This window comes from Streptacidiphilus sp. ASG 303, from assembly GCF_020991365.1.
In the GTDB taxonomy this organism is placed as follows: domain Bacteria; phylum Actinomycetota; class Actinomycetes; order Streptomycetales; family Streptomycetaceae; genus Peterkaempfera.
Genome location: NZ_JAJLRA010000003.1, coordinates 153324 through 170516 on the forward strand (window position 1 = coordinate 153324; position 17193 = coordinate 170516).

Sequence of the window (17193 nt, forward strand, 5' to 3'; positions counted from 1 at the left end):
TCGTGCGCGCTGCGGGCCGCCGTGCGCCGCGGGGCGCGGGCGTCCGGCTCAGATGAGGCCGAGGGAGCGGACCGCGTCGCGCTCCTCGGCGAGCTCCTTGACGGAGGCGTCGATGCGGGCGCGGGAGAAGTCGCTGATCTCCAGGCCCTGGACGATCTCGAACTTCCCGTCCTTGCAGGTGACCGGGAAGGAGGAGATGAGGCCCTCGGGCACGCCGTAGGAGCCGTCGGAGACGATGCCCATGGAGGTCCAGTCGCCCTCGGCGGTGCCGTTGACCCAGGTGTGGACGTGGTCGATGGCGGCGTTGGCGGCCGAGGCGGCCGAGGAGGCGCCGCGGGCGTCGATGATGGCGGCGCCGCGCTTGGCGACGGTCGGGATGAACTCCTCCGCCAGCCACGTCTCGTCGTTGACGGCCTCGGCGGCGTTCTTGCCGGCGACCTCGGCGTGGAAGATGTCCGGGTACTGGGTCGCGGAGTGGTTGCCCCAGATGGTGAGGCGGCGGATCTCGGAGACGTCGGCGCCGAGCTTCTTGGCGAGCTGGGCGACGGCCCGGTTGTGGTCCAGGCGGGTCATGGCGGTGAAGCGCTCGGCCGGGACGTCCGGGGCGTGCTGCTGGGCGATCAGGGCGTTGGTGTTGGCGGGGTTGCCGACCACCAGGACCTTGATGTCGTCCGCGGCGTTGTCGTTGATGGCCTTGCCCTGCGGGCCGAAGATGCCGCCGTTGGCGGAGAGCAGGTCGCCGCGCTCCATGCCCGCGGTGCGGGGGCGGGCGCCGACCAGGAGGGCGACGTTGGCGCCGGAGAACGCCTTGTTCGCGTCGTCGGTGATCTCGATGCCGCGCAGCAGCGGGAAGGCGCAGTCGTCGAGCTCCATGGCGGTGCCCTCGGCGGCCTTGAGGCCCTGCGGGATCTCCAGGAGGTTCAGCTTGACCGGGGTGTCGGCACCGAGCAGCTGGCCCGACGCGATGCGGAACAGCAGCGCGTAGCCGATCTGGCCGGCCGCGCCGGTGACGGTGACGGTGACGGGAGTGCGGGTCATGGTCTGCCTTCTCCAGCTGATGCCTGAGTGAGGGGTCAGTGCTCCGGCAGAGCACGCCCGCCATGCCGGACCCTGATCGGTCTCTCGACTTCGAGAGACCGCTGGCCAGGCTATCCCAGGACGGAGGGGGGCGGGGTGGCGCCCCGGAGGTTGACACCCGGGAGGCCGCCGCCCGGTCCGCCGGGCCGCACCCCGCCGGCCCCCGTGGCGTCGGGCCGCACCCCGCCGGGCCGGTGCGCCGCCGCGGACGCCGGGGGTGCGGCCGCGGGGGACGCGGGGATCGCGGGCAGCAGCAGCGGGGGCCCGGCGCGGCCGCTGCCGGTGCACGCCTCGGCCACGCCGGCGACGAGGCAGGCGACGGCGCTGCCGGGCACGGCGGCGGCGAGCATCGGGCTCCGTCCGGCGGACGCCCGGGAGGCCAGCAGGACCCCGTCGCGGCCCTGGACGACGAGGGTGGCGTCGGACGGCGGACGCCCCGACGCGACGAGGTCGGCCCAGGCCGCGGCGCAGCGGGTGCTCCACCGCAGCCGCAGCTCACCGCCCGGCAGCAGGGCGCTGTTCGCGGTGCGGGCGTCGCGGGCGCAGCCCTCCCGGAGGGGGTCGCGGCCCTGGCAGGCGGCGGCGCGGCAGGCGCGACGGGACGCGGCGGGCCGGGGTCCGGCCGACCGGGCGGCGGCCTGCGCGGCGCCGGGCCTCGCAGTGCCGGGCCTCGCAGTGCCGGGCCTCGCAGTGCCGGGTCCCGGGATGCCGGGTCCCGGGATGCCGGGTCCCGGGGTGCCGGCGCCCGCCGGGGCGGGGGCCCTGGCGGGCGGGGCCGGGACGGGGGCGTCCAGCAGGGACCGGACGGTGTCGCGGACGGTCCGGGCGCCGGGGCCGCCGAGGGCGGGCGCGGCGGCGCAGAGCAGGACCGCGAGCAGGAGGGCGAGCGCCGGTGCGAGGGCGGGGGCGGTGGGGCGCGCCTGCCGGGGACGGCGTCCCGGCCGCAGGAGCAGGGTCCGCACGGAGGGCCGGCGGGCCGGGGGCGGGCCGTCGGGCGGCGGGTCGGGCAGCCGCTGCCCGGGGGCGGCGGACCGCACGGGCGGGGCCGGGACGGCGGGCGGGGCCTGCGGCGCGGGGGGCGGCGCGGGGGGCGGCGCGGGGGCCGTGGGCCCGCAGCGCTGCGCGGCGTCCAGGCGGCTGCGCTCGGCGAGCCCCCAGAGCGCCAGCAGGCGCGGGGCGTCGGCCCCGGCGATCCGCCCCAGGGCCTCCACCGCCTGCCGCGGGGGGAACTTCAGCCCATTGAGGTACCGCTGCCACGCCGACTTGCTGTACGGGGTGCGCGCGGCGAGGGCGGCCAGGGTCAGTCCGCTGCGGTCCTTGAGCCGCCGCAACTGCTCGACCAGGCGGTGCAGATCCGGATCGAGCGTGCCGGGCAGCGGCTGCCAGCGGGCCATGTCCCATCCCCGTCCCAGGTTCTCCGTACGCGATGGGCGTCCCCGCAGGCCCAGGGGCTGGGACTTCCCTTCCGTCCCAGGCACCTCCTTCTGGATACCCGCTCCGCTGTCGGCGGGCAACTCTGGGTGACGGAAGGGGTGGACGTCCCGCAGGGGCGGCGCCCCCCAGCTTCCGCCTTCAGCCAAAGGAACGGTGCAGATTCCATGACCACTCGCTCTACCGCCAAGCGCCTGGCCGTCGCGGCCACCCTCGCCGTCGCGGGCTGGGGACTCGTCCTCGGCTCGGCGGGTGCGGCCGGTGCCGTGACCACCGACGTCCCGGCAGCCTCCGGCGCGCCCTCCGCGCACTCCGAGCACGCCCGGCACGCGGAGCACGTCGAGCACGCCCGGCACCACGGCCGCCACGGCTACGGGCGCTACGGGCGCCACCACGACCGCCGGCACCACGTGCGCCACGACCGCCACGACCGCCGTGACGACCGGCGCCACGACCGGCGCCACGACCGCCGTGACGACCGCCGCCACGAGGGCGGCCGCGAGGGCGGCCGCGCCTTCGGCCGCGGCTGACGCCGCGGGGCCGCCCGCCGCCCGGTGACCCCGGACGGCGCGGCGGAGCCCCGGCAGCACGGCGCCCCGCCCCTCCGTCGCGGAGGGGCGGGGCGCCGAGGCGTCACGGACCGGGCCGCGGGGCCCGGCCGCCGCGCGTCAGGTGGGGCGGCCCAGCAGCCCGGTGATCCGGTCCAGGAACGGGACGTGGATCCACGGGTGGGGCTGCGCCATCAGGGCGAGCAGCACGATCGCGCCGCCCAGCACGCACAGCAGCGCCACGTCGGTGAAGCGGCTGCGCACCGCGAGCATGCCCACCTCCGGCAGCAGCGCCCGCAGGGCCGCCCCGAGCAGCAGGGCGGCGCCGACGACGAGGGCGCCGACGCGGAAGCGGTCCGCGGCGGTGACCGCCAGGCCCGCCGCGGCGACGGCGATCACCGTGCTGATCGGCCACTGCCGGACCGGCAGCGGCCGGTCCCGGTCCGCGGCCGGCGCCGCACCCTCGGGCGGCAGCGTGCCCGTGGTCCGCAGCGGCGGCCTGCGGCGCGACCGGCTCCGTACGGCACCCATCGGCATCCCCCGGCTCCTCAGTTCTGCGCGGCGTCGGCGGCCTTCTCGGCCGCCTCGACGATGTTGGCGAGCAGCATGGCCCGGGTCATGGGGCCGACGCCGCCCGGGTTGGGCGACAGCCAGCCGGCGACCTCCGCCACGCCCGGGTCGACGTCGCCGACCAGGCCCGCCTCGGTGCGGCTGACGCCGACGTCCAGCACGGCCGCGCCGGGGCGCACGTCGGACGCCTTGACCAGGTGCGGCACGCCGGCGGCGGCCACGATGATGTCGGCGCGCCGCAGCTCGGCCGAGAGGTCGCGGGTGCCGGTGTGGGTGAGGGTGACCGTGGCGTTCTCGGAGCGGCGGGTCAGCAGCAGGCCGATGGAGCGGCCGACGGTGACGCCGCGGCCGACGACCACCACGTGGGCGCCGCGGGTCTGCACGCCGTGGCGGCGGAGCAGTTCGAGGATGCCGTTGGGGGTGCACGGCAGGGGCGCCTCGATGCCGAGGACCAGGCGGCCCAGGTTCACCGGGTGCAGGCCGTCGGCGTCCTTGGCCGGGTCCATCAGCTCCAGGACCCGGTTGGGGTCCAGGCCCTTGGGCAGCGGGAGCTGGACGATGTAGCCGGTGCAGGCCGGGTCCTCGTTGAGTTCGCGCACCGCGGCCTCGACGTCGGCCTGGGTGGCGTCGGCCGGCAGGTCGCGGCGGATGCTGGCGATGCCCACCTGGGCGCAGTCGCGGTGCTTGCCGCGGACGTAGGAGTGGCTGCCGGGGTCGTCGCCGACCAGGACGGTGCCCAGGCCGGGGGTGACGCCCCGGGCCCTGAGCGCCGCGACGCGCTCGGCGAGTTCGGACTTGATCGCTGCTGCGGTGGCCTTGCCATCGAGAATCTGGGCGGTCATACCCCCATCCTCCCGGATCGGCGGCCGGGCACGCGCATCCGGCTGCCCCTTCCCGCGCCGGGGGCCTCCGACACCAAGCGGAGCGTAGTGATCCGGTTGCGGTTGCGCCACGGTTGTGTGCGCTCCTCGTGCAACGACTGGACACACCCGCTCCACCGCGACGACGATTGGCCCCGCACATGTCCGGCGCCGCAGCGGCAGCCGTGATCGGGGGGAGACAGGTGAGCAGTCCGCAGCATGCACGGACGCCCGGGACCGGGGGCGGTGCGCCGCCGGGCGCCGGAGGCGTCGGCGGCACCGCCGGTCCCGCACCCGCACCGGTCCCCCTGCCGGCCGCGCCGGAGCGCCGCGCCCGCCTCCGCGGCGGCGCGCCCCGCCGGCCCTCGCCCGGACCGGCCGCCCCCGCCGCACCTCCCGGGCGGCACGGCCGCAGGAAGGCGGCGACGCCCCTGCCGGGGCACGCCCCCCGCGGCCTGACGGCGGGACCGCGCGCCCCGCGGGCGGCTCGGTAGTCTCTCCGGCCGGTCCCCGGACCACGCACGCCCGCCGTCCCCAAACACGTCCACCCGTCCCCCTTCCTGCCCGGAGGCGACCGTGAGCTACCCGCCCGACCCCAACAACCCCTACGGCCAGCAGCCGCCCCCGCAGCCCGGCTACGGCTACCCGCAGCAGCCCCAGCCGCCGCAGCAGCCCGGCTACGCGTACCCGCAGCAGCCGCAGGCCGGCTACGCCTACCCGCAGGGGCAGCCCGGCTACGACCCCAACGCGGCCGCCGCCTACGGCTACCCGCAGCAGTCGCCCTACGGCGCGATGCCCTACGGGACGCCGCAGATCGCGTCGATGGGCGCCCGGTTCGGCGCGCGGCTGATCGACGGCGTGCTGGTGGGCGTCGTCTACTCGATCGTCATGTTCGCCGGGGTGGCGGGCGCCGTCGGCCTCGGCTCCAAGGCCGAGACCCAGTACAACCCGACCACCGGGCAGTACGAGCTGAGCCAGAGCGCGTCGATGGGCCTCATCGGCACGATGATGGTGACCTTCCTGGTGTTCGCCGTGCTCTCGCTCTGCTACGAGTGGCTGATGGTCGCCTTCGCGGGCGGGACGCTCGGCAAGAAGATGGTCGGGCTGCGCGTCGTCAACGAGACGACCGGTCAGAACCCGGGCCTGGGAGCGTCCTTCGTCCGCTACATCATCCCGATAGTCGGCTGGGCCGTGTGCTACCTGCCGGGCCTGCTGGTCTGGCTGTCGCCGTTCTTCGACAACTCCGGCCGCCAGCAGGGCTGGCACGACAAGGCCGCGCACACCCTGGTCATCAGGAAGTAGCGGACCCGCGCCGGAACGCCGGACGGCCCGCCACCCCGCGTACGGGGGTGGCGGGCCGTCCTGCGTCGGCGGAGGCGTCAGTGGAAGAAGTGGCGGGTGCCGGTGAGGTACATGGTGACCCCGGCCTCGCGGGCCGCCGCGACGACCTCCTCGTCGCGGACCGAGCCGCCCGGCTGCACGACCGCCCGCACGCCGCCCTCGACCAGCACCTGGAGGCCGTCGGCGAAGGGGAAGAACGCGTCGGAGGCGGCGAAGGCGCCGGCCGCGCGCTCCCCGGCCCGCTGCACGGCGAGGCGCGCGGAGTCGACCCGGTTGACCTGGCCCATGCCGACGCCGACGGTGGCGCCGTCCTTCGCCAGCAGGATCGCGTTGGACTTGACGGCCCGGCAGGCCCGCCAGGCGAACGCCAGGTCGGCCAGTTCGGCCCCGGAGAGCGCCTCGCCGGTGGCGAGCGTCCAGGTGGCCGGGTCGTCGCCCGGGGCGTCGATGCGGTCGGCCTGCTGGAGCAGCACGCCGCCGGAGACCGGACGGGCCTCGACCGCGGCGTCCGGGGCGCCGGGGGCGCGCAGCACCCGGATGTTCTTCTTGCGGGCGAGGACCTCGACCGCGCCCTCCTCGAAGTCGGGGGCGACGACGACCTCGGTGAAGATCCCCGCGACCTGCTCCGCCATGGCGACGGAGACCGGGCGGTTGACGGCGATCACGCCGCCGTAGGCGGAGACCGGGTCGCAGGCGTGCGCCTTGCGGTGGGCCTCCGCGACGTCGGCGCCGGTGGCGATGCCGCACGGGTTGGCGTGCTTGATGATCGCGACGGTCGGACCGTCGTGGTCGTAGGCGGCGCGGCGGGCGGCGTCGGTGTCCACGTAGTTGTTGTAGGACATCTCCTTGCCGTGCAGCTGCTCGGCGCCGGCCAGGCCGGTGCCGCTGCCGTCGGTGTAGAGGGCGGCGGCCTGGTGGGGGTTCTCGCCGTAGCGGAGGACCGCGCGGCGCTCCCAGGCGGAGCCGAGGAAGACGGGGAACGCCTCGTCGTCGGCCGGCGCGTAGCCGTCGGCGAACCAGGACGCGACCGCCACGTCGTAGGCGGCGGTGTGGGCGAACGCCTCGCCGGCCAGGCGGCGGCGGGCGGCCAGGTCGAAGCCGCCGGACGCGACGGCGGAGAGCACGTCGGCGTAGCGGGCGGGGTCGACGACCACGGCGACCGAGGGGTGGTTCTTGGCGGCGGCGCGGACCATGGAGGGGCCGCCGATGTCGATCTGCTCGACGCACTCGTCCGGGGTGGCGCCGGAGGCGACGGTCTGCCGGAACGGGTACAGGTTGACGACCACCAGGTCGAACGGCTCGACGCCCAGGTCGGCGAGCTGCGTGCGGTGGGACTCCAGCCGCAGGTCGGCGAGGATGCCCGCGTGCACCCGCGGGTGCAGGGTCTTGACGCGGCCGTCCAGGCACTCGGGGAAGCCGGTCAGCTCGGCGACCTCGGTCACCGGGACCCCGGCGGCGGAGATCCGGGCGGCGGTGGAGCCGGTGGAGACCAGCTCCACCCCGGCGGCGTGCAGGCCCCGGGCCAGCTCCTCCAGGCCGGTCTTGTCGTAGACGCTGACCAGCGCCCTGCGGATGGGGCGGACGTCCTCGGAGGTGGGGGGCGGGGTGCTACCGGCGGCGGTCATGCAGGGATCCGTACCTTTCGTCCCTCGATGCGGTGGCCTTCGCGGGCCAGCCGGCCCACGACGTCGACGAGCAGGGTGCGCTCGACAGTCTTGATGCGCTCGTGCAGCGCCTCCCCGCCGTCGGCGTGGTCGTCCTCGGCGACCTCGACGACGCCCTGGGCGATGATCGGGCCGCTGTCCACCCCGGCGTCGACCAGGTGGACGGTGCAGCCGGTGACCTTGACGCCGTACGCGAGGGCGTCGCGGACGCCGTGGGCGCCGGGGAAGGAGGGCAGCAGGGCGGGGTGGGTGTTGACGATGCGGCCCTCGTGGCGGGCCATGAACTCCTTGCCGAGGATCTTCATGAAGCCGGCCGAGACCACCAGGTCGGGCGCGTACTCCCCGGTGGCGGCGGTGAGGGCGGCGTCCCAGGCGGCGCGGTCGGCGAAGTCGCCGACGCGGCGGACGAACGTGGGGATGCCGGCCCGCTCCGCGCGCTCCAGGCCGGCGATGCCGTCGCGGTCGGCGCCGACCGCGACGATCACGGCGCCGTAGGCGGGGTCGGCGCAGGCGTCGATCAGGGCCTGCAGGTTGGTGCCCGAGCCGGAGACCAGGACGACCAGGCGGGCGGGTCCCGGGGACGGCGGCGGGAAGGTGAGGACGGGGGGCGCGTCGGCGGCCACTGCTCGGTTCTCCGGGATCATCCGTCGCCCGCCGCCCCGGGACCGGCGCCGGCCACTGCCGGGGGCCTGCGGGGGGCGGCCCCGGGCGGTCGGACCCGGGTGGGGGCGGGGCGGGCTGGCAGTCGGGACATGCGGGGCGGGGAGGGCGTCGGCGGGGGGGAGGACGCGGCGAGGCCGTCCCGCCGCGCTGCGGGGCCTCGGGGAACCCGCGGGCCGCCCCAGCCGTCACCACGATAACGGCACGTCGGAGGCGCTCCGCACCCGGAGACGGGCGCAACGCGCGTAGATGAGAGAGGGATCTCGCGGCCGGGGTCCCGGGGCGGTGAGGAGGGCGGCGGGGAGACGGACGAGGAGGCGGCGGGGAGGCGGGCGCGGAGGCCCTCCGGACGCGCATCCGGAGGCGGACGGGGGGCGCCCGCGGCCCCCCGGACGGCACCCGGCGGCGGCGCGGACGGAGCGGGGGCTTAGCGTGTGCGGACGGGCGCACGGCGACCGCCCCGGAATCAGGGTCCGGCGGGGGGCGTCGGGAACGCCTCCTGGGGGATCATGAGGAGGACGGACCCGACGGCCGCCACAGGCGGGGCGGGGCGAAGCGGCAACGGACCACCGGGGAAGACGGACGGACGACTGATGAGCAGCGGCAACAGCACGGGTGAGCGCGACCCCTTCGCGCCGCCGCCGGCGGACGCCCCCGACCGGCCCTGGCAGCCGCGCACGCCTCCGCCGCCGGCCGGCGGCGGGACCGGCGCGGACGGGCCGGGCGGGTCCGAGGGCGGGCGGCCCGGGGAGGGCGGCGACCGCCCGGACGGCTCCCCCGGCCGGCCCCCGGTGCCCCCGCCGCACCCCTGGAGTCCGGGCTGGCAGGGCCGCCCCGGCGGCCCGTACCCGTCCGGCGGCCCGCAGCAGCGGTACGACCCCACCGACCCGGTGCAGCGCAGGGCCCGCTACGCGCTGCTGTGCGGCATGTGGGGCATGTTCTTCATGCTCTTCGACATCCCCTACCTCGGCCTGCTGCTCGGCGCCCTGGCGGTCTACTGGGGCGTCTCCGCCCTGCGCGGCACCCCGCGCGACGCCGCGGCGGCCGCGGCCGGCACCGGACCCGACGGGGCGGCACCCGGTGCGGCGGCACCCGGTCCCGCGGCCCCGCCGCCCGCCGGACAGCAGCCCGCACCCCTGCCGCCCCCGGGCTGGGCGGCCGTCCGGCCGCCCCGGCCCCAGGTGCCCGCCGCCGTCGGCGGCCTGGTCACCGGCGGTGTGGCCCTCGCGCTGGTCGCCTCGTCGTGGGCGGTGCACCTGGTCTACAAGGACTACTACGACTGCATGGCCGACGCCCTCACCCACAGGGCGGAGCAGAGCTGCAGCACGCTCGCCCCGGCCTGGGTGCACGGGGCCCGGCCCTGAACAGCACCTGACGCCCGCACCGGGCACGGCGCCCGGCACGGCGGGACGGCACGGCACGGCACGGCGGGACGGCACGGCACGGCACGGCGGGACGGCAAGGCACGGCGGCACGTCTCGGCACGGCACGGCGGGACGGTACGGGCCGCCGGGGGCGGTCAGGTCCTGCGCCGCCGCCGGTGCGCGTCACCGCCGGGGGCGCCGGGCGCGGCCCGTACGGCGCGGCGGCGCAGGACCCAGCGGACCAGCAGGGCGACCGGCGCCCCGGAGGCCGCGGTCCAGGCGGCGGCCGCCGCGCCCGTCGGCCACGGCGGCGGGCCGAGGACGGCCAGCCGCTCGGTACCGAGCGCCCCGCCGGAGGCGGCGGCGCAGGCCGCGAAGGCGGCGCCGGCGGCGAGGGCGGCCGCGCACGCCGCGACGGCGGTGGCCGCCGGGTGCCAGTCCCTGCCGGCCGCGGCCCTGCCGAGGACCGCCCCGAGCGCGGCGCCGGCCAGCGGCGGCAGGGCGAGGGCGGCCCACCCGAGCGGTCCCGGCACCCCGTGCGGCCCGGGCAGCGGCAGCGCGGCCAGCAGAGGGAGGCCCGGTACGGGCCCGGGGGACGCGGCGTACGGCGCCACCGTGCCGCCGCCGAGGGCGAAGCCGGGACCGAGCGCGTAGGAGGCGCTCCACACCACGGCGTCCGGGTATAGGGACAGGCAGAGCAGCACCAGGCCGGCCTGCCCGGGCAGGTCGGGGGCGAGGGCCGGCACGGCGCGCCCGGCCGCGTCGCCGTGGAGGAGCAGGGACGCGCCGAGCACCGCCGCCCCCACTCCCGCCAGGGCGGCCCACCCCGCGAGCGCGGCCCGCAGGACCGGGACCGCAGCCTCCCGGGGGAAGAACCGCTCCGCCGGACGCCACCGGCCCCGGCTGCTCCAGCGGCTCCACCGGCCGGGGGGCGGTCCGGCCGGGCCGTCCGGGCGCCGCAGCAGGGCCCGCAGACGCAGCAGGGCCCGCGGGGCCTCCGGCCGCCGCGGGCGGACCGCGGAGCGGAGGCCGGCAGCGGCGCCGACCACCGCCACCAGCACCGCGGCCGCCAGCGCGGGCACGGGCCGGGCGCGCAGCCCGGCGTCCCCGGAGGCGACGGCGGCGGCGACGGCCGCCACGGCCGCGTAGCCGCCGCAGACGGCGGGCAGGGCGGCGGCGACGGCGCGGAGCGGCAGCTCCGTGCCGTACGGGCGCCCGGCGGCGTCGCAGAGCGCCCGTCCGGTGCGGCGGCCGGCGCGGTGCAGGAGGGCCAGCACGGCCGCCGTGAGGAGCAGCGGGACCACGCCGACGGGCGCGGTGGGGGCGTCCGGGCCGGACGCGGTGGCACGGACCAGGTCGGCGCCGTGGGCGAGCAGCCACAGGCAGGCGGCGAGGTGGACGGCGCCCCCGGCGCCGTCCTGGACGTAGGGCGAGACGACCCACAGCAGCAGGACGGGCGCCGCGGTCAGGGCGAGGCCGCCGAGTGCGGCGGCGGCCCCGGCGGCGAGGCCGGTCGGGAGCGCGGAGACCGCCGGTGGACCGGGCGGCGGGCCGGGCGGCGCTCCGGACGGGGGGCCGGTTCGGGACGGCCCCGGTTTCCGGGGGGTCCGGGGGGTGGCCGGGGCCCGGCCGCCGGTGAGGGAGGTCATGTCCGACCATGCTGGCAGGGCGGAGGGCGCACGCGCCGAAGGGCGGAATGGTCGACGTGTCGCAGATCATATGGATATGCACACATCTCCGACCCGATGGCCGACCTGGGGCGAGGCGCCCGGGGAGCCCGCCTCCGCGGGGTGGTCGGTGGCCGGCCTGCGCGAAGGCGTCCGGAACCACCGCACCGCCGGGGACCGAGCCGCCTTCGACGCCCTGTACGGGGCCGCCGCCTGGCCGCTGCTGCGACAGGCCTTCCTGCTGCTGGGCGACGCACGCCGGGCGGACGCGTGCGTCCGGCGCGCCTTCGCGGCCGCCTGGGACCGCTGGCCCGACGTGGCGGAGGCCGCGGAGCCGGGGCAGTGGGTGCGGGCGGCGCTGTACGCGGACGCGCTCGCCCCGTGGCGGCGGGCCGCCCGGGGCGGGCGGCGCCGACGCGGCGGGGCCGCTTCCGGGGCGGCCGCGGCCGGTGGGACGGAGGCGGTCGGTGGGACGGAGGCGGTCGGCGGGGCCGAGGCGGTCGGGGACGCGCTGGCGGACGCCCTGCTGCGCCTGCCCCGCGGCAGACGGGCCGCGCTGGTGCTGCACGACGTGGCGGGGGTGGACACGGCGGAGACCGCCGCCGAGACGGAGGCGAGCGTCCCCGCCACCCGGCGGCGGATCGCCGCGGCACGGGAGGCGCTGGCAGGGGCGGTGCCCGGGGTGCTGTCCGGGTCGCTGTCCGGGTCGCTGTCCGGGTCGCTGTCCGGAGCGGCGGGGTCGGGGACGACGGTGCTCGGAGCGGTGTCCGACGGGCGGGACGACGGGCGGGGCAGCGGCCGGGACGGCAGGGCCGTCGGCGGACCGGCCGGTGACGCCGTCGGCCGGCGGATCGGCGGCCTGCTGCGGGAGGCGGCGGAGCGCGGGTGCCGGGCGGCACCGCCCGCCGCCACGGCCGAGCAGGTGCGGCGGCAGAGCGCGGTCCGCACCCGCGCGGTCGCCGGCGGCGCCGCCCTGCTGGTCGCGGGCGCCGTGGTCACGGCGCTGGCCACCGCGCTGGGCGTCGGGCCGTCGCGGCTGCTGGGGGACCACCGCGGTCCGGGGGAGCCGGCGTCGGCCTGCACGGCCGGACTCGACACGTGGTGCCCGGGGCCGGACGCCGTGCCGGACCCGGACGGAGGAGGAACCGGCGCGGGAGCGGACCGGGACGGCGGTCCGCCCCCGGGCACGGCCCCGGGCACGCCCCCGGACCGGGACGCGCCGAGGGCGCCCGACCCGGGACCGTGAGGTCCGGGCGGGGCGCCCTCGGCGGCGTGCCCGGCTGCCGCGCCGCCGGCCGGGTACGGCCGGGCGGCGCGGCGGCGGATCAGCCCTGGAGGAGCTGGCGGGCCAGGCGGGCGGTCTCGGACGGGGTCTTGCCGACCTTCACGCCCGCGGCCTCCAGCGCCTCCTTCTTGGCCTGCGCGGTGCCGGAGGAGCCGGAGACGATGGCGCCGGCGTGGCCCATGGTCTTGCCCTCGGGCGCGGTGAAGCCCGCCACGTAGCCGACGACCGGCTTGGTGATGTGCTCCTTGATGTACGCCGCCGCGCGCTCCTCCGCGTCGCCGCCGATCTCGCCGATCATGACGATCAGGTCGGTGTCGGGGTCGTCCTGGAAGGCCTGCAGGGCGTCGATGTGGGTGGTGCCGATGATCGGGTCGCCGCCGATGCCCACCGCCGAGGAGAAGCCGAGGTCGCTCAGCTCGTACATCATCTGGTAGGTCAGCGTGCCCGACTTGGACACCAGACCGATGCGGCCGGCCGAGGTGATGTCGGCGGGGATGATGCCGGCGTTGGACTGTCCGGGGCTGATCAGGCCGGGGCAGTTGGGGCCGATGATCCGGGTCTTGTTGCCCTTGGCGCCCGCGTACGCCCAGAAGGCGGCCGTGTCGTGGACCGGCACGCCCTCGGTGATGACGACGGCCAGGCCGATTTCGGCGTCGATCGCCTCGACGACGGCGTCCTTGGTGAACTTCGGCGGCACGAAGATGACGGTCACGTCGGCGCCGGTGGCCTCGATGGCCTCCTTGACGCTGCCGAAGACCGGGACCTCGCTGCCGTCCACGTCCACGGTGGTGCCGGCCTTGCGGGGGTTCACGCCACCGACGATGGCGGTGCCGGACGCGAGCATGCGGCGGGTGTGCTTCATGCCCTCGGAGCCGGTCATGCCCTGGACGATGACCTTGCTTTCCTTGGTGAGGAAGATAGCCATGGTTCGACCGTGTCCCTTACTTCGCAGCCGCGAGCTCGGCGGCCTTGTCGGCCGCTCCGTCCATGGTGTCCACCTGCTGCACCAGCGGGTGGTTCGCGTCGGTCAGGATCTGCCGACCGAGCTCCGCGTTGTTGCCGTCCAGGCGGACGACCAGCGGCTTGGTGACGTCCTCGCCCTTGGACCTCAGGAGCTCCAGGGCCTGCACGATGCCGTTGGCGACGGCGTCGCAGGCGGTGATGCCGCCGAAGACGTTGACGAAGACGGAGCGCACGTCCGGGTCGCCGAGGATGATCTCCAGGCCGTTGGCCATGACCTCGGCGGAGGCGCCGCCGCCGATGTCGAGGAAGTTGGCGGGCTTGACGCCGCCGTGGGCCTCGCCGGCGTAGGCGACGACGTCCAGGGTGCTCATGACGAGACCCGCGCCGTTGCCGATGATGCCGACCTCGCCGTCGAGCTTGACGTAGTTGAGGCCCTTGGCCTTGGCGGCGGCCTCCAGCGGGTTGGCGGCGGCCTTGTCCTCCAGCGCCTCGTGCCCGGGCTGCCGGAAGTCGGCGTTGGCGTCCAGGGACACCTTGCCGTCCAGGGCGATGATCCTGCCGTCACCGGACTTGATCAGCGGGTTGACCTCGACCAGCAGGGCGTCCTCGGCGACGAAGACCTTCCACAGCTGCTGGAGGACCTCGGCGATCTGGTCGGCGACGTCGACCGGGAACTTCGCGGCGGCGACGATCTCGGCGGCCTTCTCGGCGGTGCAGCCCTCGTTGGCGTCGACCGGGATCTTGGCGAGCGCGGACGGGTTGTTGACCGCGACCTCCTCGATCTCCATGCCGCCCTCGACCGAGGCCATCGCCAGGAAGGTGCGGTTGCTGCGGTCGAGCAGGAAGGAGACGTAGTACTCCTCGGCGATGTCCGCGGTGGCGGCCAGCATCACCTTGTGGACCGTGTGGCCCTTGATGTCCATGCCGAGGATCTGGCCGGCCTTCGCCACCGCGTCCTCGGGGTCGGCGGCGAGCTTGACGCCGCCCGCCTTGCCGCGGCCGCCGGTCTTGACCTGCGCCTTGACGACGGCGCGGCCGCCGAGGCGCTCGGCGACGGCGCGCGCGGCCTCCGGGGTCTCGATGACTTCACCGTCCAGCACCGGTACACCGTGCTTGGCGAAGAGGTCCCTCGCCTGGTACTCGAACAGGTCCACGCGCGTCCGTCCTTGTTCGTGATCGCGGTTGTGTGTCTGTGAGCGTGCCGCCGCGGGGTCGTCGCTGTGGTCTTCGTGACGGAGAGGTACGCAGGAGTCCTTGCGTCCACCACATCGCTGTTGCGCACACGTCGGCCGAGCACGCGGCATGTCCGTCTTGCAGGCTATCCCCGTGTGACAGGGACGTTTCCACCGGAGGGGGGTCCGACTTGGTGAGAACCGTCACAGCGGGCGTGCGGACTGGGCCGCGCGCCCGGGGGGCGCACCCGGAAACCTCCACGCGGAGTCGACAAGTCCTCCATGCGGCTTGCTTTTGGCCCCGCGCTCGGGGAGTGTGATTCAGGTCACCACTTCATTACTCAGCGTAGTGGACATCGGATGCACAGCGCACGTCACCGCGCCCGGAGCAGGAGCGCGGACAAGGACCCCGACCCGGACCCCGACCCGGACGACGACCCCGACGGCCCCGGGTCCGCCGCCGCGCCGGACGGCGCGGCGGCGGACCGCGCGGCCGCGCTGGGCGCCGCCCGCACGGTCTGGCCCATGGACCGCCAGGCGGCGGCGACCCTTCCCGGCGCACCCGAGGCCGTCTCCACCGCCCGGCGCTTCGTCCGGATCACGGCGGCCATGTGGCGGCTGGGCGGCGCGCTCGTCGAGGACGCCGAGCTGTGCATCTCCGAGCTGGTCGGCAACGCGGTGACGCACACGGACAGTCACCGTGTGCACTGCCGGATCTGGAGCGCCCGGGGAACGCTCTTCCTGGAGGTGGACGACGAGGGCCGGCTGCGGCTGCCGCTCGTCGCCTCCGCCGGCGAGGAGGACGAGCACGGCAGGGGCATGCTGCTGGTGGAGGCCTTCGCCGAGGCGTGGGGGACGGCCCCCCGGCCGGGCCTGTCCGGGAAGACCGTCTGGGCGGCGCTGCCGCTCCCCCCGGCATCGCTCGGCCCCTGACACCTGCCTTTGACCCGTCCCTCCCAGGAGCGCGCGGCCCGGAACACACGGCCCGGAGCGCCCGGCCCGGAGCGCGCGGCACGGGCCGCCCCGCTCCCCGTCGCCCGGCTTCCTGCTGCCCGGCTCCCTGCCGCCCGGCCCGCGGTCCTTCCGGGAGGGGAGGGGCTGCCCGATCCCCGGGCCGGCCGCCCGGGGTCCCCGTCCGAGGCCGTCACCCGGCGTCGGAGGCCGGGGCGGCGCCCGGGCCGGAGACCGGGGCGGTGCCCGGACCGGAGACCGGGACAGAAGCCGGAACGGCGGCCGGGAGCGGGATCGGCCGGTCCTCCAGGGCGGCGGCCATGACCTCGGGGAAGCGGTCGGGCGTGCAGGCGAAGGCGGGCACGCCGAGGGCGGCCAGCCCCGCGGCGTGCTCCCGGTCGTACTCCGGGGCGCCCTCGTCCGACAGCGCCAGCAGGGCCACGACCCGCACGCCCGCGGTCTTCATCGCGGCGACCCGGCGCAGGGCCTCCCCGCGGGCGCCGCCGTCGTGGAGGTCGCTGACCAGGACCACCACGGTGTCGGCGGGCCGGGTGATGCGCGACCGGCAGTAGGCGAGGGCCCGTCCGATGTCCGTACCGCCGCCGAGGCGGGCGGCGAACAGGACGTCCACCGGGTCGGCGATCCGGTCGGTGAGGTCCGCCACCGAGGTGTCGAAGACGACCAGCCGGGTGCCGAGGGCGGGCACCGAGGCGAGGACCGCCCCGAGGACCGCGGCGTGGACGACGGAGGAGGCCATGGACCCCGACTGGTCGATGCAGAGGACGACCTCCTTCCGCACCGCGCCCCGGGCCCGGGCCCGGCCGACCAGGTGCTCGGGGACGAGGGTGCCGCCGCCCGGACCGCCGTCGGCGGGCGGCCGGTAGTGCGCGAGGTTGGCCCGGACGGTGCGGTTCCAGTCGATGTCCCGGTGGCGGGGGCGGCGGGTGGGGGCGCTCCGGTCCAGGGCGTCCCCGACGGCGGTGCGGGTGCGGTGGGAGAGGCGGCGCTCCAGGTCCGCCGCGACGGCGCCGACCACGGCGCGGGCCGCCTCCCGGGCGGCGTCCGGCAGGGCGTGCCGCAGGGAGATGAGGGTGGCGGCCAGGTGGACGTCCGGTTCGACCGCGGCCAGCATCTCGGGCTCCAGCAGCAGCCGGGAGAGTCCCAGCCTCTCGATGGCGTCCCGCTGCATCACCTGCACGACCGTGCCCGGGAAGTACTCCCGGATGTCTCCCAGCCAGCGGGCGACCTGCGGCGCCGACGCGCCGAGACCCGCCCCGCGGGCGCCACCGCGGCCGGCGACGGCCGGATCCCGGCCGTCGCTGCGGTAGAGGGCGCCCAGCGCGCGGTCCATGGCGGCGTCCCGGCCGACGAGGCCGCGGCCGGTGCCGTCCCGGTCGCCGCCCAGGACCAGCCGCCAGCGGCGCAGCCGCTCCTCGTCGGCGGTGGCATCCGGGGCGGAGGGCCCGGGGAGGGGGAGCGGAGGCGGTGCGGTCATCCGGCGGACCTCTCTGCGGGAACGGGGACAGGGGAATGGGAACGGGAGCGGGGGCGGGGGGCGGGGACGGGGGGAACAGGGACGGGGTGACGAGGCGGCGGGCGGGGCGGCGGACCCGGCACGGGCAGCAGGGCCGGACCGGCCG

General features: G+C 77.3%; 15 protein-coding genes. 5 read left to right on the forward strand and 10 right to left on the reverse strand.

Going from position 1 to position 17193, the window contains the following annotated elements; translation table 11 throughout:
- Window positions 1-48: 48 nt before the first annotated feature.
- Both LO771_RS05520 and LO771_RS05525 read right to left on the reverse strand, forming a co-directional pair.
- The gene (locus tag LO771_RS05520) at window positions 49-1038 is read right to left on the reverse strand and encodes a malate dehydrogenase (RefSeq protein WP_230648578.1); all 990 of its coding nucleotides are present in this window, start codon (window positions 1036-1038) and stop codon (window positions 49-51) included.
- A 110-nt stretch (window positions 1039-1148) separates the two neighbouring features.
- The gene (locus LO771_RS05525) at window positions 1149-2471 is read right to left on the reverse strand and encodes an XRE family transcriptional regulator (protein WP_230648580.1); all 1323 of its coding nucleotides are present in this window, start codon (window positions 2469-2471) and stop codon (window positions 1149-1151) included.
- A gap of 204 nt (window positions 2472-2675) precedes the next feature.
- Between LO771_RS05525 and LO771_RS05530 the strand changes: the two genes are divergently transcribed.
- Window positions 2676-3038, forward strand: coding sequence for a hypothetical protein (locus LO771_RS05530; RefSeq protein ID WP_230648581.1), 363 nt, complete (start codon window positions 2676-2678; stop codon window positions 3036-3038).
- 138 nt (window positions 3039-3176) lie between these two features.
- On the opposite strand, the gene LO771_RS05535 is transcribed toward LO771_RS05530, so the two are convergent.
- Both LO771_RS05535 and LO771_RS05540 read right to left on the reverse strand, forming a co-directional pair.
- Window positions 3177-3593, reverse strand: a complete 417-nt coding sequence (locus LO771_RS05535) for a DUF3017 domain-containing protein (RefSeq protein WP_230648582.1) — start codon at window positions 3591-3593, stop codon at window positions 3177-3179.
- 11 nt (window positions 3594-3604) lie between these two features.
- Window positions 3605-4468 carry a bifunctional methylenetetrahydrofolate dehydrogenase/methenyltetrahydrofolate cyclohydrolase gene (locus LO771_RS05540; protein ID WP_230648583.1) on the reverse strand — a complete coding sequence of 288 codons (864 nt, stop codon included), beginning with the start codon at window positions 4466-4468 and terminating at the stop codon, window positions 3605-3607.
- 594 nt (window positions 4469-5062) lie between these two features.
- Between LO771_RS05540 and LO771_RS05545 the strand changes: the two genes are divergently transcribed.
- Window positions 5063-5788 (forward strand): RDD family protein, encoded by a 726-nt coding sequence (locus tag LO771_RS05545; protein WP_230648585.1) that lies wholly within the window; start codon window positions 5063-5065, stop codon window positions 5786-5788.
- Window positions 5789-5865: 77 nt separating this feature from the next.
- Here LO771_RS05545 and purH read toward each other — a convergent pair whose 3' ends face one another.
- Entirely contained in the window at window positions 5866-7452 is a 1587-nt protein-coding gene (gene purH, locus LO771_RS05550; RefSeq protein ID WP_230648587.1) for a bifunctional phosphoribosylaminoimidazolecarboxamide formyltransferase/IMP cyclohydrolase, read from the reverse strand.
- Entirely contained in the window at window positions 7449-8135 is a 687-nt protein-coding gene (purN, locus tag LO771_RS05555) for a phosphoribosylglycinamide formyltransferase (RefSeq protein WP_374228075.1), read from the reverse strand. The genes purH and purN overlap by 4 nt, the downstream gene beginning before the upstream one ends.
- 609 nt (window positions 8136-8744) lie before the next feature.
- On the opposite strand from purN, the gene LO771_RS05560 reads away from it, so the two are divergent.
- The gene (locus tag LO771_RS05560; protein ID WP_230648590.1) at window positions 8745-9515 is read left to right on the forward strand and encodes a hypothetical protein; all 771 of its coding nucleotides are present in this window, start codon (window positions 8745-8747) and stop codon (window positions 9513-9515) included.
- Between the two features lie 155 nt (window positions 9516-9670).
- Here the strand turns inward: LO771_RS05560 and LO771_RS05565 are convergent, their stop codons facing one another.
- A complete protein-coding gene (locus LO771_RS05565; protein ID WP_230648591.1) occupies window positions 9671-11164 on the reverse strand; it encodes a DUF6350 family protein in 1494 nt (497 codons plus the stop codon).
- 76 nt (window positions 11165-11240) lie between these two features.
- On the opposite strand from LO771_RS05565, the gene LO771_RS05570 reads away from it, so the two are divergent.
- On the forward strand, window positions 11241-12428 hold the full coding sequence (locus LO771_RS05570; RefSeq protein WP_230648593.1) for an RNA polymerase sigma factor: 1188 nt from the start codon (window positions 11241-11243) through the stop codon (window positions 12426-12428).
- 79 nt (window positions 12429-12507) lie between these two features.
- Here LO771_RS05570 and sucD read toward each other — a convergent pair whose 3' ends face one another.
- Together sucD and sucC are read right to left on the reverse strand one after the other, a co-directional pair.
- Window positions 12508-13392 carry a succinate--CoA ligase subunit alpha gene (gene sucD, locus LO771_RS05575; RefSeq protein ID WP_230648594.1) on the reverse strand — a complete coding sequence of 295 codons (885 nt, stop codon included), beginning with the start codon at window positions 13390-13392 and terminating at the stop codon, window positions 12508-12510.
- A 16-nt stretch (window positions 13393-13408) separates the two neighbouring features.
- The gene (sucC, locus tag LO771_RS05580; RefSeq protein ID WP_230648596.1) at window positions 13409-14584 is read right to left on the reverse strand and encodes an ADP-forming succinate--CoA ligase subunit beta; all 1176 of its coding nucleotides are present in this window, start codon (window positions 14582-14584) and stop codon (window positions 13409-13411) included.
- Between the two features lie 378 nt (window positions 14585-14962).
- Here sucC and LO771_RS05585 point away from each other — a divergent pair, with 378 nt between their 5' ends.
- Window positions 14963-15535 carry an ATP-binding protein gene (locus LO771_RS05585; protein ID WP_230648598.1) on the forward strand — a complete coding sequence of 191 codons (573 nt, stop codon included), beginning with the start codon at window positions 14963-14965 and terminating at the stop codon, window positions 15533-15535.
- 211 nt (window positions 15536-15746) lie between these two features.
- Here the strand turns inward: LO771_RS05585 and LO771_RS05590 are convergent, their stop codons facing one another.
- The gene (locus LO771_RS05590; protein WP_230648599.1) at window positions 15747-17048 is read right to left on the reverse strand and encodes a VWA domain-containing protein; all 1302 of its coding nucleotides are present in this window, start codon (window positions 17046-17048) and stop codon (window positions 15747-15749) included.
- Window positions 17049-17193 lie beyond the last annotated feature (145 nt).

Bases quoted from the DNA above. Each gene is read 5' to 3' on its own strand.
- LO771_RS05585 (WP_230648598.1), top strand. From the start codon at position 14,963: ATGCACAGCGCACGTCACCGCGCCCGGAGCAGGAGCGCGGACAAGGAC.
- purN (WP_374228075.1), bottom strand. From the start codon at position 8,135: ATGATCCCGGAGAACCGAGCAGTGGCCGCCGACGCGCCCCCCGTCCTC.
- LO771_RS05560 (WP_230648590.1), top strand. From the start codon at position 8,745: ATGAGCAGCGGCAACAGCACGGGTGAGCGCGACCCCTTCGCGCCGCCG.
- LO771_RS05570 (WP_230648593.1), top strand. From the start codon at position 11,241: ATGCACACATCTCCGACCCGATGGCCGACCTGGGGCGAGGCGCCCGGG.
- LO771_RS05530 (WP_230648581.1), top strand. From the start codon at position 2,676: ATGACCACTCGCTCTACCGCCAAGCGCCTGGCCGTCGCGGCCACCCTC.
- LO771_RS05520 (WP_230648578.1), bottom strand. From the start codon at position 1,038: ATGACCCGCACTCCCGTCACCGTCACCGTCACCGGCGCGGCCGGCCAG.
- purH (WP_230648587.1), bottom strand. From the start codon at position 7,452: ATGACCGCCGCCGGTAGCACCCCGCCCCCCACCTCCGAGGACGTCCGC.
- sucD (WP_230648594.1), bottom strand. From the start codon at position 13,392: ATGGCTATCTTCCTCACCAAGGAAAGCAAGGTCATCGTCCAGGGCATG.
- LO771_RS05565 (WP_230648591.1), bottom strand. From the start codon at position 11,164: ATGACCTCCCTCACCGGCGGCCGGGCCCCGGCCACCCCCCGGACCCCC.
- LO771_RS05525 (WP_230648580.1), bottom strand. From the start codon at position 2,471: ATGGCCCGCTGGCAGCCGCTGCCCGGCACGCTCGATCCGGATCTGCAC.
- LO771_RS05590 (WP_230648599.1), bottom strand. From the start codon at position 17,048: ATGACCGCACCGCCTCCGCTCCCCCTCCCCGGGCCCTCCGCCCCGGAT.
- LO771_RS05535 (WP_230648582.1), bottom strand. From the start codon at position 3,593: ATGCCGATGGGTGCCGTACGGAGCCGGTCGCGCCGCAGGCCGCCGCTG.
- LO771_RS05540 (WP_230648583.1), bottom strand. From the start codon at position 4,468: ATGACCGCCCAGATTCTCGATGGCAAGGCCACCGCAGCAGCGATCAAG.